The organism is Kordiimonas sp., from assembly GCF_048264555.1.
Lineage (GTDB): Bacteria > Pseudomonadota > Alphaproteobacteria > Sphingomonadales > Kordiimonadaceae > Kordiimonas.
This window is the reverse complement of sequence record NZ_JBLXCX010000005.1, coordinates 94,515-108,440: the sequence shown is the minus strand read 5'-3', so window position 1 is coordinate 108,440 and position 13,926 is coordinate 94,515. Positions and strand designations below refer to the sequence as shown.

Genomic DNA, 13,926 nt, shown 5'->3' with positions numbered 1-13,926 from the left:
TCCCTACACAGCGTCCGAAAGGCTGCTGAAGGTAAAGTCGCGGATCTTCATCGGCGGGATCATGCAGCCCTGGATACGCTGGGGTTTGCCAAGCGCTTCAAGGTTGTTGAGCATGATGATCGGGCTTTCGTTGAAGCGGAAGTTCTTGATCGGATATTTGATCTCGCCGTCTTCAATGTAGAAAGTACCGTCCCGTGTCAGACCTGTGTACATCAGGGATTGCGGGTCAAGCTGACGGATGTACCAGAGACGGGTCACAAGCACACCGCGACGGGTGTTCTTGATCATGTCCTCAAGGCTTTCATTACCGCCTTCCATGATGATCGATGTATTGCCGCCAAAGAGGCCGTTGCCCGCGAATGGGGTTGGCACATATGGCACACCAGTTTTCTCTGCCCAGTAACGGCTGTTTGGCATGTTGGTGACCACACCGTTCTTGATCCACTCTGTCCGATGACACGCTGCACCGTCGCCTGCAAACGGCGGGGTTGGTGTGTCGGGGCTTTGTGGGTCGGTATAGATGGTCACACGCTCGTCAAACATCTTCTGGCCCAAGCGGTTTTTCGGTGCGCCCTCTTCCTCTGACTTATTGCTGAGGAAGCTGCGGCCTTCGTCCGCTGTACGCTGGCCCATGTTGTTGAACATGTTGAGGAGCAGTTGCACGGTGGCTGCTGGCTCCATGATGACGGTATATTTACCCGGCTCCATGGCCTTGCCGTCCGCGCTTGAAACAGCTTTCTGGGCTGCGATGCGCGATGCTTCACGGGTATCCATTTTAGAGGCGTCGTGGAAGTCACGGTACACCCAGCCTGACCCCTTACCGTCTTCGGTGCGGATAGTGGCGGAGAAGTTGATATCCGTTGAGCGGTTGTAGGCAAAAAGGCCCTTGCTGTTCATGATCGCGGCAAAAGTGTCGCTGTCGTTCAGGAAGCCTGACGATACCAGCCCTTGCTCTTTCGAGACGGAAATACAGGCATCTGCCGCATCTGCGCGCCACGCTGGGGTCACATCCGTTGTAGCCTGAGCGTGGGTGTTTACCTCGATATATTCCTGAGGGCCGAGGATCGGCATGAACTCAGGGTTATCTGGCGCGAGCCGCGCCAGTTCTTCCGAACGGCGCACAACAGACTCGAGTGCTTCGTCGGTGAACTCGTTGGTGGTTGCAACGCCGGTTTTTTGCCCGAAGGTGCTTTGTACCGTCAGGATCGTATCGTTCAACTCGCCTGCAGTGCTGACGGTGTTGCGGGCGGTACGGATGTTGCCGCTTACTTCACCGTTCAAGTTACATTCGATTGATTCTGCCTTTGAGAAGCCAATAACTCTGGTCATCAGCGCTTTGGCTTCGCTTTGTGTCATAATAGCCATGTTCGTACCTCAATGATTCCTTGTTTCGCCAAATCGCTCATCAGACCTTACGGGCCGTGTTGATGACGTTGATGTTGTTAAAGCGCGTGGTCGGGCAGCCGTGGGATACGGCACTAACCTGTGAAGGTTGACCCTTACCATCGAAGAAGGAACCACCGATGCGGTAGTCAGACTTGCCAGCCATGGCGACACAGCTGTTCCAGAACTCCTGTGTGTTGGACTGGTAGGCGACGTCTTCAATCTGGTCGACAATTTTGCCGTCCTTGATTTCATAGAAGAGCTGACCACCAAACTGGAAGTTATAACGCTGTTGGTCGATCGAGAAGGAACCGCGACCAGCGATATAGATGCCTTTTTCAACACCGGCGATAACATCGTCTGCGCTGATGTCTTCCTCGTTCGGGCGCAGGGAAACGTTCGCCATGCGCTGGAACTGAACGTCGCGCCAGCTTTGTGAATAACAACAGCCGTGGGATTCGTCTTCGTCGATGATGTGAGCCTGATCGCGAATGGCCTGATAGTTGACGAGGATACCGTCTTTAACCAGATCCCATTCTTTGGTTTTCACGCCTTCATCGTCCCAGCCAACGTAGCCGAGCGAGCCTACTTGCGTTTTATCAGCGAAGAGGTTCACCATTTCTGAGCCATACTGGAAGGTGCCGCTGCGCCATTTATCGAGGGTGGCGAAGCTGGTGCCTGCATAGTTGGCTTCGTAACCGAGCACACGGTCGAGCTCAAGTGGGTGGCCCACACTTTCGTGGATGGTCAGCATCAGGTGATGCGGGTCAAGCACAAGGTCGTATTTGCCTGGCTCAACTGACTTGGCTTTCAGTTTGGCCTGCAGCTGTTTACCGGCTTCACGGGCGTCTTCCACCATGTCATAGGACTTGCCGTAACCGATGTTGGCGCCCTGAACTTGGATTTTATCTTCAGGCTTGCCGTCCAGATACTCAAAGCCCATACCAACCGGGTTGCCAAGGCCTTGGCGCTGCTTGAAGCCTTCTTTGCCAACAGAGGTGGCAAAGAATGGTGCCCACAGGCGATGCACATCCTGATCGATGTAAGAACCTTCCGTGGAGGCGAAATATTTCTGCTCGTTCACAAGGAAGAGGATGGAGGTGATGAAGCTCGCGCCATTATCAAGGGCTGCGTTGTTCACTTCCATCAGAAGGTCAACCTTGTCTTTAACCGGAATTTCAAACGCGTTTTTGGTGATCGGCGTTTTCCAGCTCACGTCGCCATAGCTTTTCACTGGTGCAAGCTGTACGGGCTCGGTCTGGAACTTGGCGTTGGCCTTTGCAACGGCCACAGCCGCTTCAGCCGCTTTTGCGATACCGTCATCAGTGGTGTCAGACGTGGAAGCAAACCCCCAGGTGCCTTCTGCGATGACCCGCACACCAACACCGTATGATTCAGTGTTGACGATATTGTTGACGCGTTTTTCCTGCGACGTGATGAACTGGTTAAGGTACCGCCCGATGCGCACGTCAGCATATGTGGCACCCTTGCTTGTTGCAGCATTGAGCGCAACCGTGGCCATGCGTTTTTTCATTGCCACATCAGCAGGTGCTTCAAGAAGTGCTTCAGCGGAAACCATGCGGCCGGTGATTGGCAGCATCATCGCGCCCATCCCAGCCCCTGTAATCTTGATAAATTGCCGTCTGTCCATTTTATTGCCTTTAGTTTAGCGTTTCATTCCCTATGCGAGACCCCCTGACAAGAGGGTTTGGTGGTGAGGATTGCTCTGAAAAAGAGAAAATTTCGAAGACCGAATGGCATTCGCCCCACTGCCAATAGCGATGGTAGGTAGAAAACTTTCACGAGTAAATGAGATTTACCCGCACGTTCGCTCCCTCAATCACTGGACTTGCAGCGCCGTCTGGCCTCCTGAATTGCACTTTCACCGGCAGTGGGCCGCCTGGAGCTCTTTTGGCTCTCTCGGGCTTCCTGCGGGTTACGACGGTCTAAAAGTCACGGATCGAGACTAGGCAGAAGCTTGCAAATGCAACTACAAAAAATCGATAAACGCCCTGTCTCGTGCGATGAGCCGTGAAACATGAGATTAAACGAATGTGATAGGGTGGGCGACAGCATGACTGAGCGCTATAGCCACCTAGAGCCGACGGAAACATCAAAGAAAGCGCGCGACATCCTGAACAAGCTGAACCAGACGCCCGAGCCCGACCTGAAGGTGGTGGGATGAGGTCCCGCAAGGAATTGCTCAAATGGCTGATGACGGTGTATCTACCGAACGGCATCTATGACCAGATCATCGTCACCACCAACCTGCCGCAAAATGTGCAGCGATTGGCGGAGCAGCAAAGCGGTGGTAGGGTGGTGAATTTTCGATGTTGTACTTGAGTGTCAGTTTATTCCTTCATCCAGCTGGGGAGCTATTTGAAAGACGCTTTTCTCGAAATGGGAGTCAAAGGTGTCCCAGAATGCATGCTCAACCTTTGGGTCAATCGTTATGAGCTTTTCGATTACAGCAAGCCCTAACTGCAAAAGCTTGTCGCTCCTCTCTTGAGCGTGAGCCGCTTCATTTCCCTTGCCGCCGTGAAAAAGGTTGTTTCTCATCCTCTTAATTGCCTCTATGGCTTCGAATGTGGACCCGCCGCCGCCTAATTCGGCTGCGTCCCATGGAAGTGCCCCGTCCCTGCTATACTGCTTCATTGGAGGGTCCATTAGTAGCTGATGTAACTCGGGCAACGAGGCGGTCGCCCCTGAGGCATTGGCCGCTTTCTTAAACCTGGGCCAATCGACCTCAGCCGCGTCGTTTTGGTCGGATTTGGGGCGATGATAACCTGCCTCTTTGAGTGCATACTCAAGCCGTTGAAAAGCAACACTGAACTTTAACCTCAGCAAGTTCATTTCCCGAGCCCCTGAATGTCGATTCTGCACAATCTTTTCATTTCACTGTGCATTTTATTTGCCCGCGCCAAAAGGAATTCGTCGTAGCTACCCAGTTTGATCTCGTCCCAGGGGATAAGATGACTTTCCAGTCTCCTTTTTATTTCTTCTTCGCCAAGGGTCGTGTTTGTGACCCGCTCACTGATATATTGCTGGGGTGACTTGGCTGATATGTTTCGGTTGGTGCGCCAAGTTATTAGGGCACAGTTTAAAGCCCTGTATATTTCTGCGTCAGTAAATGACTTGGACAAAAGGGCTTGGGGAAAGACATGATGGTATTCGCGTTTTTCCAGCTGTGAGCTGTTTGCGGGTGCGCCATCTGCAAAGTCGAGCCCGCCCCTTTGAAGAGCCAAGCATAGCAGAGCGCGGGGTAATCTGTCCTTGCGTTTTGGCCAACCCGCAGAGACCAGCTCTTCCATTTCTGGCAGTGGGAATTCGGCCTCGTTAAAAATGAGTGGCGTTTCGGATTTGTCTCCCGCCAACAGCCGCGACAACTGCCTAAAGTCTACATGCGCTCTTGTGGCGCTTGTTTTTTCATACCGGTCTGTAAAGAAGGCCCGCCAAATATAGGCTCTGAGAATTGTTCTTGCGTCCCCTTCTTCATCCAAGCCGTCTCTAACGGTGGACCATAGGGCTGCTAGCGGCGCTAGAAAAACGTCGGTCGGCAGCCGCCTGGCATCAAAGATTTTCTCTTCCTGCAGAAATCCTATGGCTCTTTTTGTGCCCAGCTTGACTGCGTTCCAGTTCTCTATCAAATGCCCGCTAAAGGATTTGTCTAGGAAAGTTGATCTGGTGGCAGTTTTGTCTTGAAGTAAAGCGCTTACTTGCAGCGCAAAGTCTCTTGACGCAGTGTATTGCTTGAGTTCTGGTACATATTCATTGAGTTCATTCGTCATGTCGTGCAGGGACGCGCTAGTAGCCGCTTCAACTTGAGCGACCACAATGTCGTATGCGTCCAGAGGGGCCGACGATGTGTTCATTTGCACGAAGACATTGAGTGCTGTGTCTGTGTCTGTTGTGCTTGGAAGTGATAAAAACGGGATATTGAACTTATCGAACAGAGCGCGGAATTTTGCGCCGAGCTTAAGGATGGATATTTCCACGCTGCTGTCGCCGGCGCTGGCAGCTAGCGCCCACTCATTCAGTCTGGATTCCCCTTCGCTGCCTGGGCACATAAGGGAGATCGGCAACATCTTTTTTTGCCAGACTTTTTGGGGATCTTCCAACCATAACGGGTAGAGGCTGCCGTCCTTAATATATCGAGCACTTGACCATATCTGATGTGGATGGCCGTCTTCATCAGGCTCTAACCAAATATAATAGGTTCTGTCGGGATAATTGTTATTGAGGGCTCGCCATAGTGCAGTAAAACGCTGCTGCCCATCCAAAAGGTGTTCGGTCACTCGGTCGCCTGTGGTGGGTGCGCCAGTGATTGGCCTTGACAGGAACTTTTCTTCCTCCCCTACCTCAAGTATCAAAACTGCTCCGGCAGGGAGATCGGCCAGAACAGTTTCCAGCAGACCGCTTACCCTTTGATGATCCCAGGCCTCAAAGCGTTGAAAACGCGGCAAGGTTATTTGTCTATTTCGAATACGTTCAAACCAGCTTGGTAAAGTTCTATTTCGAGCTTCAATCAATTGACGTCCCCCATCTCACAGAGTTGCGAACGTATTTCTAGTGTCGGCAGTGCAATACACTAATACGTGGAGACCGGAGCCTGTTTGGATCAGGGTACAAAGTCAAGAACAAGCGACCATAGGGTTTATGAGCTTATCCCCTTTAATCCTTTGCCCGAAAATCGGTAGCGACCAGAATTGAAGGTCCACTTTGTCCTCCCGCGCGTGGGAGGGGGGGCGCTGAAGGCTGCGTCAGGGATATTGGGCCTTAGGGCTGGCCGAATGGGACGGGGGGTTTGCCGAAAAAATAGGGCCTGAAAACATAAAAACCCGCCGGTTAAGGCGGGTTTTTAAGTGGTGCCCGGGGGCGGATTCGAACCACCGACACGCGGATTTTCAATCCGCTGCTCTACCAACTGAGCTACCCGGGCATATAGCAAACGGTGCGTCAGCACCATGCGTTAGCGAAGGGGCTTATAGGCAATATTCCGGGGTCTGTCCAGCGCTGAATGTTATTTTTTTTACATTGCGGATAGGAGCAGAAAACAAAGCGGAATGGCCCACATTAACGGTCGTCGGCCTCACCGATATCGTCAGGAATTTCACTGTCGCCGGGCAGGGTATATTCTTCATTGAACCAGCGCCCCAGATCCACGTCCGCACAGCGCTTTGAACAGAAAGGACGATAGTCCTTCACCATTGGTTTTCCGCATTCCGGGCACTTGGGTGTGCTCATGAGTTCCCCCTGTTTCTGTTAGGCCAGCTCAACCGCCAGTGTCCCGATCTTGAAGGTTAACGCGCGCTGGGTCTGGAGCGTCAGGTCATCCCTATAAACCGGATGCGCTTCAAGCCAGTTGCATACCGCCCTGGGTGCAGTGATCACGAGGCCGCCAGGTGCTGCACTACGGCCCAGACGCCGGGCCTTGCGCATAAGCTCAAGCGCCGCTGCTTCTGGGCGCATGTCAGGCTCACGGTTGCGCTGCATGCGTGCTTTCAGGGATAGGCCCTTGCGCTTGCGGCTGATCTCAACCAGGCCAAACTGTGAAACGCCGGTGTGCTGTACGGGCACAGGGTCTTCCTCAAACGCGGCATCAAGCGCTTGCATCAGGTCGCGTGCGGCCCCTTTGGCCGACATGTCGATGAAATCAACCACGACCAAGCCGCCAATATCCTGAAAGCGCAGGTGATAGCCCACAGCCATCGCGGCTTCCATGTTGACAATCAGTTTGGCATCACCTGCCGCGCGGCCCTTGAGCGCCTGCCCCATGTTCACGTCAACAACCGTCAATGCAGGTGTCTCGTGAATGGATATCCAGCCGCCTGAAGGCAGCAGTATCTTGCCTGCGAGAGCTTCTTCAATGGCCTCTTCAACACCATAATGCTCGAAGGCAGGGCCGTCTCCGTCGTAGGTTGTGAGGCGGTCCAGAATATCCGGCCAGCGCTCCGACGCGACGGAGCGCGCGTTGGCGAAAGGCCCGCCCCCTTCAATTGCCACACCACCGTCCCCATCGGGCACGGCGATCAGCGCTTGCTCCATAGGGCTGAAGGCAAAAAGAAGGCCCAGCTTGTCATTTTCTGGGGTAAGCGCCGCCATCAGCACCGCGGCTTCCGCAGCTACAACCTCGGGGGCTACAACGCCCGCGCGTGATCGCACGATGAGAGCGCCTTGCGCCGCCAGCGGTTCCAGCAGAGGCGTCAACGCTTTCACGGCTTTGGGCTGTAGGTCTTTCGAGAAATTAAGCCGGGCCCCGCCAGCCTCAACAACCACATATCGCCCCATCAAGCGAGGGCGAGGGGTCACGCTATAAGCTTTTCCTTCGCTTGCCGCGCTTTCCGCCACCACTTGTACGATAAGCGCCGCACCTTCGGTTACACAGTCGGAGATTTTATCCGCCCGGCCTTTCACAAGCAGCTTGGCACGTCTCAGGCTCATGGCGCCAGTGAGGCCATTGCCGAGATCAAGGAAGGCCATATCATTTGTGGTGTCGAGCTTTGTGACCCGCGCGCTAAAAATGGCGTCTACCGGACTGAGCGCTGTTTCATCGTGAAAACTCAGGCTTGAAGGAAACCCATCCTCGTCCAGCAAAGCGCTACGCCACTGGCCGATGCCGGGTTCAATGATCATCTGTATCGTCATGATGCGGATTTCCGTAAATGAGCTTTGAGCCAGCCACCAACTTCAAATAGGGGAAGTCCTACCACGTTGCTGTAGGAGCCCTGAATAAACCTGACATATGTTGCGGCCAGCCCCTGTATGGCATATCCGCCAGCTTTTCCGTGCCACTCGCCGCTCGCGATATAATCTTCAATGTCTTCATGACTCAGGTTCTTGAAGGCCACGGTTGTGGTGACGGATTTGGTGAGCTGCCTGCCACCCGGCCCGATAAGCGAGATGCCAGATATCACCCGGTGCCGCCTGCCTGACAACATGGCGAGGCATTGGCGCGCCGTGGCCTCATCTTCCGCTTTTGGTAATATGCGCTTGCCGCATGCCACCACTGTATCCGCCGCCAGAATGAGTGCCGCCTTGTGGGCGGGGGCAACGGCGAGGGCCTTTTCTGCCGCCAACCTCTCGGCATAGGCTTTGGGCAGTTCTGCTTTTATAGGCGTTTCGTCAAGGTCTGCGGGGGCTATCACGTCGGGCGTGATGCCAATTTGTGCCAGCAGATCTCGCCGCCGCGGTGAAGCGGACGCAAGGACAAGTGTTTCAGCCGACAGGGGTGCTGGCGCAAGCGAGGGCATTGATGATGGAAAGTCCTGAGAATTATGAGAGGGCTTCGCTGCCATCAAGCCACCATGCGCTTACTTGAAGCGGTAGGTAATACGACCTTTGGTCAGATCATATGGCGTCAGTTCAACGAGCACTTCATCGCCTGCGAGAACGCGAATACGGTTCTTGCGCATCTTCCCGGCGGTATGCCCGAGGATTTCATGATCGTTTTCCAGTTTGACGCGGAACATTGCGTTAGGCAGCAGTTCTGTCACTGTGCCGCGCATTTCCAAAACTTCTTCTTTAGCCATTTTGTCTCCTTGTTATGGCTTTTAGTCGCGCCCATACATGACGACCTTGGTGCCGAATTGCAACAATTTTGGCTGTTTTGCCCCATTATTTGCTCAAGTTGGTGGTCATGTGCGCGTATTTGGGCACTATTGCGGTGCAGGGACAGCACGCTTCCGGTGGTATTTACCGAAAATTGGGTGAGGCTCAGTAGGGGAAACGGTCCGCGATCCGGCATTCCAGATGATCCCGAACCAGACGGTAGCTTTCCATGATCCGGTCACGATGGCCCTCTGCGTCGGACGGGTCAGGCGTGGCCCAATATTCAAGAGAATCGGCGGATTTCAACTTCTGTTTGGCGAGATAATCACGCGACTCGACCGTGAGCGCGATGACAACATCAAAAAGCGTGAGGTCGACATCGGCGAGGGTGAGCGATTTATGACCAGACAGGTCGATATCTTCTTCCGCCATCGCGGCGACAGAAAACGGATCAAGCGCACCGGCGATCAGGCCTGCGGATTCGACAAAAAAACGGCGTTTCCCATGCCGTTTTGCGAGCGCTTCCGCCATGGGGCTGCGCACAGCATTTTGATTGCAGACAAAGAGCACACTTTTGACGGGCGTTTTGGTGGCATTATTCATCGTGGCCCTCTCCCGTCCTTGAGGTGCAGCACACACACAAGCGTAAACAACCGCCTGGCTGTTTGCATATCCACATCAATCTTGCCTTCAAGGCGTTCCATCAACAGCTCGCTACCCTGATTGTGGAGGCCGCGTCTGCCCATATCGATCGCCTCAATCTGGCTGGGGCTCGCGCTTTTGATCGCTTCATAATAGCTGTCACAGATCGCGAAATAATCGCGGATAACACGGCGGAAGGGCGTAACAGCAAGGCGGAAGCTCATCAGGATATCATCGCCGGTGCTTTTCACGTCAAACGCCAGTCGTCCCTCAAGGATGCCTAGGTGCAGCTTGTAAGGGCCTTCATATCGTTCGTCGGCGGATTTAACGAGGCGAAAGCTGTTTTCTTCCAGCAGATCAAAAATGGCGATGCGACGCTCATGCTCCACATCCGCGCTCCAGCGCGTGATGGTGCTTTGATCCAACGTCACATCTACAAGTTTGTGTTCTGCCATAGGCCTATTGTTGAAGGTCTTTCAGTCGGATGGCAACAGAAAGAGCGTGTGCATCAAGGCCTTCCTCTTCCGCCAGGCGTACGGCAGATGGCCCGATCGCACGCAGGCTTTCGGCTGTACAGCCCACAAATGTGGTGCGTTTCATGAAGTCATAAACGCTGAGGCCAGATGAGAATCGTGCCGCGCGCGCCGTGGGCAACACGTGGTTTGGCCCTGCGATATAATCGCCAATCGCTTCCGGTGTGTACCGGCCAAGGAAGATAGCGCCGGCGTTACGAACCTTGGTGCGCATGGCTTCCGCATGTTCGATTGCCAGCTCAAGGTGTTCTGGCGCGAGACGGTTGATCAGCGGCACCGCGTCCTCAAGGTCTTCAACGGTAATGATTGCGCCGTAGGTATTCCAGCTCTCGAGCGCGATATCGGCGCGCGGCAGGCTGGCCAGGTGGTCCTCAACCGCTCTGGCAACCATTTCGCCATATCTGGCGTCGTCCGTGATGAGGATGCTTTGTGCGGCGGTGTCATGTTCCGCTTGCGAAAGCAGGTCTGCCGCAATCCAGCGAGGGTCGTTTTGGTTGTCGGCCACCACCAGAATTTCACTGGGGCCAGCAATCGTATCAATACCGACTTTGCCAAAAACCTGGCGCTTGGCTTCGGCCACAAATGCGTTGCCGGGGCCCACAATCTTATCGACAGGCGCGATGGTTTCTGTACCAAAGGCAAGGGCTGCAACAGCTTGCGCACCGCCAATGCGGTATATCTCTGTGACGCCCGCGAGGCGTGCGGCAGCAAGCACAAGCGGGTTCAGGACATCATCGGGTGTTGGTACCACCATGACCACACGGTCCACACCGGCGACGGCTGCGGGAATGGCGTTCATCAGCACGCTTGACGGGTAGCTCGCGGTACCACCTGGTACGTAAAGACCGGCCGCGGAAACCGCCTGCCAGTTTTGGCCAAGTCGCACACCTGCGTCATCGATATAGTCGAGGTCTTCCGGTGCCTGCCGTTCATGGAAAGCGCGGATACGGTCTGCCGCCATTTCAAGCGCGGACATGGTCTCCGCACCTACCTCCGTGCAGGCAGCGTCAACCTCGCTATCCGAGATTTTAAGCCCCCGTGCACGTGCGTCAAAGCGATCAAACTTGGTGGTAAGATCGTAAAGCGCTTCATCGCCGCGCGCGCGAACGTCCGCGACAATGCCCTCAACCACATCCCGTACGTCGGTGGTGGTTTCGCGTTTGGCGTTCAGGAGTTTTTCAAACTCAGCCGCAAAATCAGCGGCGCTTGATTTAAGACGCAGCACCATTTTGAACGGCCTCCCTGAAACGCTCAATCCAAAAGCTCACTTCAGCGGGGCGCGTTTTAAAGGCGGGCCGATGCACAACAAGCCGCGAGGTGATGTGGGTGAGCACTTCAACTTCCTTGAGCTTGTTTGCCTTCAAGGTGCCGCCCGTTGAAACAAGGTCAACAATCCGGCGGGAAAGGCCGAGTTGCGGCGCCAGTTCCATCGCGCCGTTAAGCTTGATGCATTCCGCTTGCACACCGCGTTCCGCATAGTGGCGGCGGGTGAGGTTCGGGTATTTGGTTGCCACGCGAATGTGAGACCATTCACGGGGGTCTTCATCCGCCTCATCTTCCGGCATGGCGAGCGAGAGACGGCAGTGCCCAATGTCAAGGTCAAGCGGAGAATAGAGGTCGGAATACCCAAATTCCTGCAGCACATCGTTCCCGACAACCGCGAGATGCGCGGCCCCAAACGCCGCAAAGGTCGCGGCATCAAACGCACGCACCCGGATGATCGACAGGTTTTTGATGTTGGTGTCGAACTGCAGCGCCCGCGATTTCGGGTCATCAAACGCGGGCTCAGGATGGATGCCAGCCGCATGCACGAGAGGCATCACTTCATCAAGAATGCGTCCTTTCGGGAGGGCCAGTACCAGTTTTTCGCTGAGTTCCATTGTTTTCAGTCCGATTGATATGAGGGCAGATAATAACCTGTCTGGGATACTTTTGTGTCAGCTTAAGCAGTGGGACGCTGATTAGTCCTGATGCTCCGGGCGGGCGCGGGCTTCCCACGCGTCAGTAAGGTCGCTCATCACCGCATCCACACATTCCGCGTGCAGCTTTATGGTGGCGCCTCCGGCAAAGTTCAGGTGAATGTCAAACTCTTCCCCTGCCTCATGTGCTTCGAGGCTAAGAAGCTCCAGTACCTGATCCTTGTCACCAGCGTCAAAACCCTGATGCTGAGCCTTGAGCACGCCTGAGAGATGCAGGCCTGTGCGCACCCGCTCTCCCTTGGGGCGGAAGAAGCGGCGCTTTTTCTCCCAGCGGAAGCGGTTGGCGACAAATGACAGCCTGTGGCCCTTGCCGTCAAAGTCGATATCACCAACGCGTACGGTGGCGTCCTGCATCAGGCTCGACATAACGGTCAGGTCTTCCGGGCTTCTGGCCAGCAGTTTCAAAGGGTCACTCATTTAAAATACCTAAATGCTTTTATATTGTGCGCAATGTAGGGGGAGGGGGGCGCAGCATCAAGTGCTTATACACACAGAGAGGCGCAGAAAAACTGTTGGAAGGCTTAAGCCCAGGCGCGGGCGTGCGGCTTTAACCCGGCAACCTGTCGACCTGTGCGCCAACAGCGCGCAGTTTTTCTTCGAGCCGCTCATAGCCGCGATCCAGATGGTAAAGCCTGTTCACATGGGTTTCACCCTGGGCCACAAGCCCCGCAAGCGCGAGGCCCATGCTGGCGCGCAAATCGGTTGCCATAACAGGCGCGCCTTTAAGGAACCTTGCGCCGCGCACCGTGGCGCTGGAGCCGGTGACGGTGATATCAGCCCCCAAACGGCAAAGCTCAGACACATGCATGAAACGGTTCTCAAAAATCGCTTCCGTGATGACACTCGCACCCTCTGCCACACAAGCCAGCGCCATAAACTGGGCCTGCATATCTGTCGCGAAACCGGGGAAGGGTTGGGTTACAAGGTTGAAGCCCTTGACGTGACCGTTTGATTTAACGCGCACGCCACCTTCTTCTACGCTAACGATACCGCCTGCATCGGTAAGGGTATCAAGCGTTGCTTGCATATCATCCGCGCGTGCGCCTTCGAGAAGCAGATCACCCCGCGTCATCAGCGCAGCAACAGCATAGGAACCCGCCTCGATCCGGTCAGGCATCACGGCGTGTGTGGCACCGTGAAGTTTGTCTACACCCTCAACGGTGATGGTCTCATGTCCCGCATCCTTGATGCGTGCGCCCATGGCGTTCAGGCACGCAGCAAGGTCTGTGATCTCGGGTTCGCGCGCTGCGTTTTCAATGATGGTAGTGCCTTTGGCCAGCGTTGCTGCCATCAGGATATTCTCGGTCGCACCCACGCTGACAAACGGGAAGCGCACGCGGCCGCCCTTCAATCCTTCAGGTGCGCTTGCACGTACGTAGCCCTGCTCGATATCAATTTTGGCGCCAAGTTTTTCGAGCGCCTTGAGGTGCAAGTCAATGGGGCGGTTACCAATGGCGCAGCCTCCTGGCAAGCTCACAATCGCTTCGCCCGCGCGTGCCACCAGTGGCCCGAGCACTAGGATAGACGCCCGCATTTTGCGTACAATGTCATAAGGGGCGATGGTGTCGTTGATGCTCCGGGCATCAAACGTAAGGCTGCGGCCGGTCATGCGGCCACCTTTGCCGCCCTCAATCGTGACAGTAACACCAAGATGGTTAAGAAGGTCCGTCAGTGTGGTGATGTCGGCGAGCCGAGGCAAATTCTCAAGAGTTAACGGTTCATGAGACAATAAGCTCGCGCACATGAGCGGCAGGGCAGCGTTCTTGGCACCTGAAATGGGGACAGTTCCGTGAAGCGCGTTGCCGCCGGTGATGACGAGTTTTTCCATCTGACTTGGGCCT

General features: G+C 54.9%; 14 protein-coding genes and 1 tRNA gene. All 15 read right to left on the bottom strand.

Going from position 1 to position 13,926, the window contains the following annotated elements; all coding sequences use genetic code 11:
• Window positions 1-3: 3 nt before the first annotated feature.
• Window positions 4-1,365, bottom strand: a complete 1,362-nt coding sequence (locus ACN0XZ_RS14345; RefSeq protein WP_417458472.1) for a TldD/PmbA family protein — start codon at window positions 1,363-1,365, stop codon at window positions 4-6.
• 40 nt (window positions 1,366-1,405) lie between these two features.
• Window positions 1,406-3,034, bottom strand: coding sequence for a TldD/PmbA family protein (locus ACN0XZ_RS14340; protein WP_417458471.1), 1,629 nt, complete (start codon window positions 3,032-3,034; stop codon window positions 1,406-1,408).
• A gap of 695 nt (window positions 3,035-3,729) precedes the next feature.
• Window positions 3,730-4,236, bottom strand: coding sequence for a hypothetical protein (locus tag ACN0XZ_RS14335; protein WP_417458470.1), 507 nt, complete (start codon window positions 4,234-4,236; stop codon window positions 3,730-3,732).
• The gene (locus ACN0XZ_RS14330) at window positions 4,233-5,912 is read right to left on the bottom strand and encodes a GmrSD restriction endonuclease domain-containing protein (RefSeq protein WP_417458469.1); all 1,680 of its coding nucleotides are present in this window, start codon (window positions 5,910-5,912) and stop codon (window positions 4,233-4,235) included. The genes ACN0XZ_RS14335 and ACN0XZ_RS14330 overlap by 4 nt, the downstream gene beginning before the upstream one ends.
• A 334-nt stretch (window positions 5,913-6,246) precedes the next feature.
• Window positions 6,247-6,322, bottom strand: a tRNA-Phe gene (locus tag ACN0XZ_RS14325).
• A 134-nt stretch (window positions 6,323-6,456) separates the two neighbouring features.
• Window positions 6,457-6,627, bottom strand: coding sequence for a DNA gyrase inhibitor YacG (locus tag ACN0XZ_RS14320; protein ID WP_417458468.1), 171 nt, complete (start codon window positions 6,625-6,627; stop codon window positions 6,457-6,459).
• 18 nt (window positions 6,628-6,645) lie between these two features.
• On the bottom strand, window positions 6,646-8,028 hold the full coding sequence (locus tag ACN0XZ_RS14315; protein ID WP_417458467.1) for a ribonuclease E/G: 1,383 nt from the start codon (window positions 8,026-8,028) through the stop codon (window positions 6,646-6,648).
• The gene (locus ACN0XZ_RS14310; protein ID WP_417458606.1) at window positions 8,025-8,633 is read right to left on the bottom strand and encodes a Maf family protein; all 609 of its coding nucleotides are present in this window, start codon (window positions 8,631-8,633) and stop codon (window positions 8,025-8,027) included. Before ACN0XZ_RS14310 ends, ACN0XZ_RS14315 begins: the two co-directional genes overlap by 4 nt.
• 60 nt (window positions 8,634-8,693) lie before the next feature.
• Window positions 8,694-8,912: a translation initiation factor IF-1 gene (gene infA / locus ACN0XZ_RS14305; protein WP_417458466.1), complete on the bottom strand. Its 219-nt coding sequence runs from the start codon at window positions 8,910-8,912 to the stop codon at window positions 8,694-8,696.
• A gap of 184 nt (window positions 8,913-9,096) precedes the next feature.
• Window positions 9,097-9,534 (bottom strand): arsenate reductase ArsC, encoded by a 438-nt coding sequence (locus ACN0XZ_RS14300; RefSeq protein ID WP_417458465.1) that lies wholly within the window; start codon window positions 9,532-9,534, stop codon window positions 9,097-9,099.
• Window positions 9,531-10,028, bottom strand: coding sequence for a UPF0262 family protein (locus ACN0XZ_RS14295; RefSeq protein ID WP_417458464.1), 498 nt, complete (start codon window positions 10,026-10,028; stop codon window positions 9,531-9,533). Before ACN0XZ_RS14295 ends, ACN0XZ_RS14300 begins: the two co-directional genes overlap by 4 nt.
• Window positions 10,029-10,032: 4 nt before the next feature.
• Window positions 10,033-11,334: a histidinol dehydrogenase gene (gene hisD, locus ACN0XZ_RS14290; protein ID WP_417458463.1), complete on the bottom strand. Its 1,302-nt coding sequence runs from the start codon at window positions 11,332-11,334 to the stop codon at window positions 10,033-10,035.
• Window positions 11,318-11,986 carry an ATP phosphoribosyltransferase gene (gene hisG, locus ACN0XZ_RS14285; RefSeq protein WP_417458462.1) on the bottom strand — a complete coding sequence of 223 codons (669 nt, stop codon included), beginning with the start codon at window positions 11,984-11,986 and terminating at the stop codon, window positions 11,318-11,320. Before hisG ends, hisD begins: the two co-directional genes overlap by 17 nt.
• An 81-nt stretch (window positions 11,987-12,067) precedes the next feature.
• Window positions 12,068-12,502: a DUF2948 family protein gene (locus tag ACN0XZ_RS14280; RefSeq protein ID WP_417458461.1), complete on the bottom strand. Its 435-nt coding sequence runs from the start codon at window positions 12,500-12,502 to the stop codon at window positions 12,068-12,070.
• Between the two features lie 130 nt (window positions 12,503-12,632).
• Window positions 12,633-13,913: a UDP-N-acetylglucosamine 1-carboxyvinyltransferase gene (gene murA, locus ACN0XZ_RS14275; RefSeq protein ID WP_417458460.1), complete on the bottom strand. Its 1,281-nt coding sequence runs from the start codon at window positions 13,911-13,913 to the stop codon at window positions 12,633-12,635.
• Window positions 13,914-13,926: the final 13 nt, after the last annotated feature.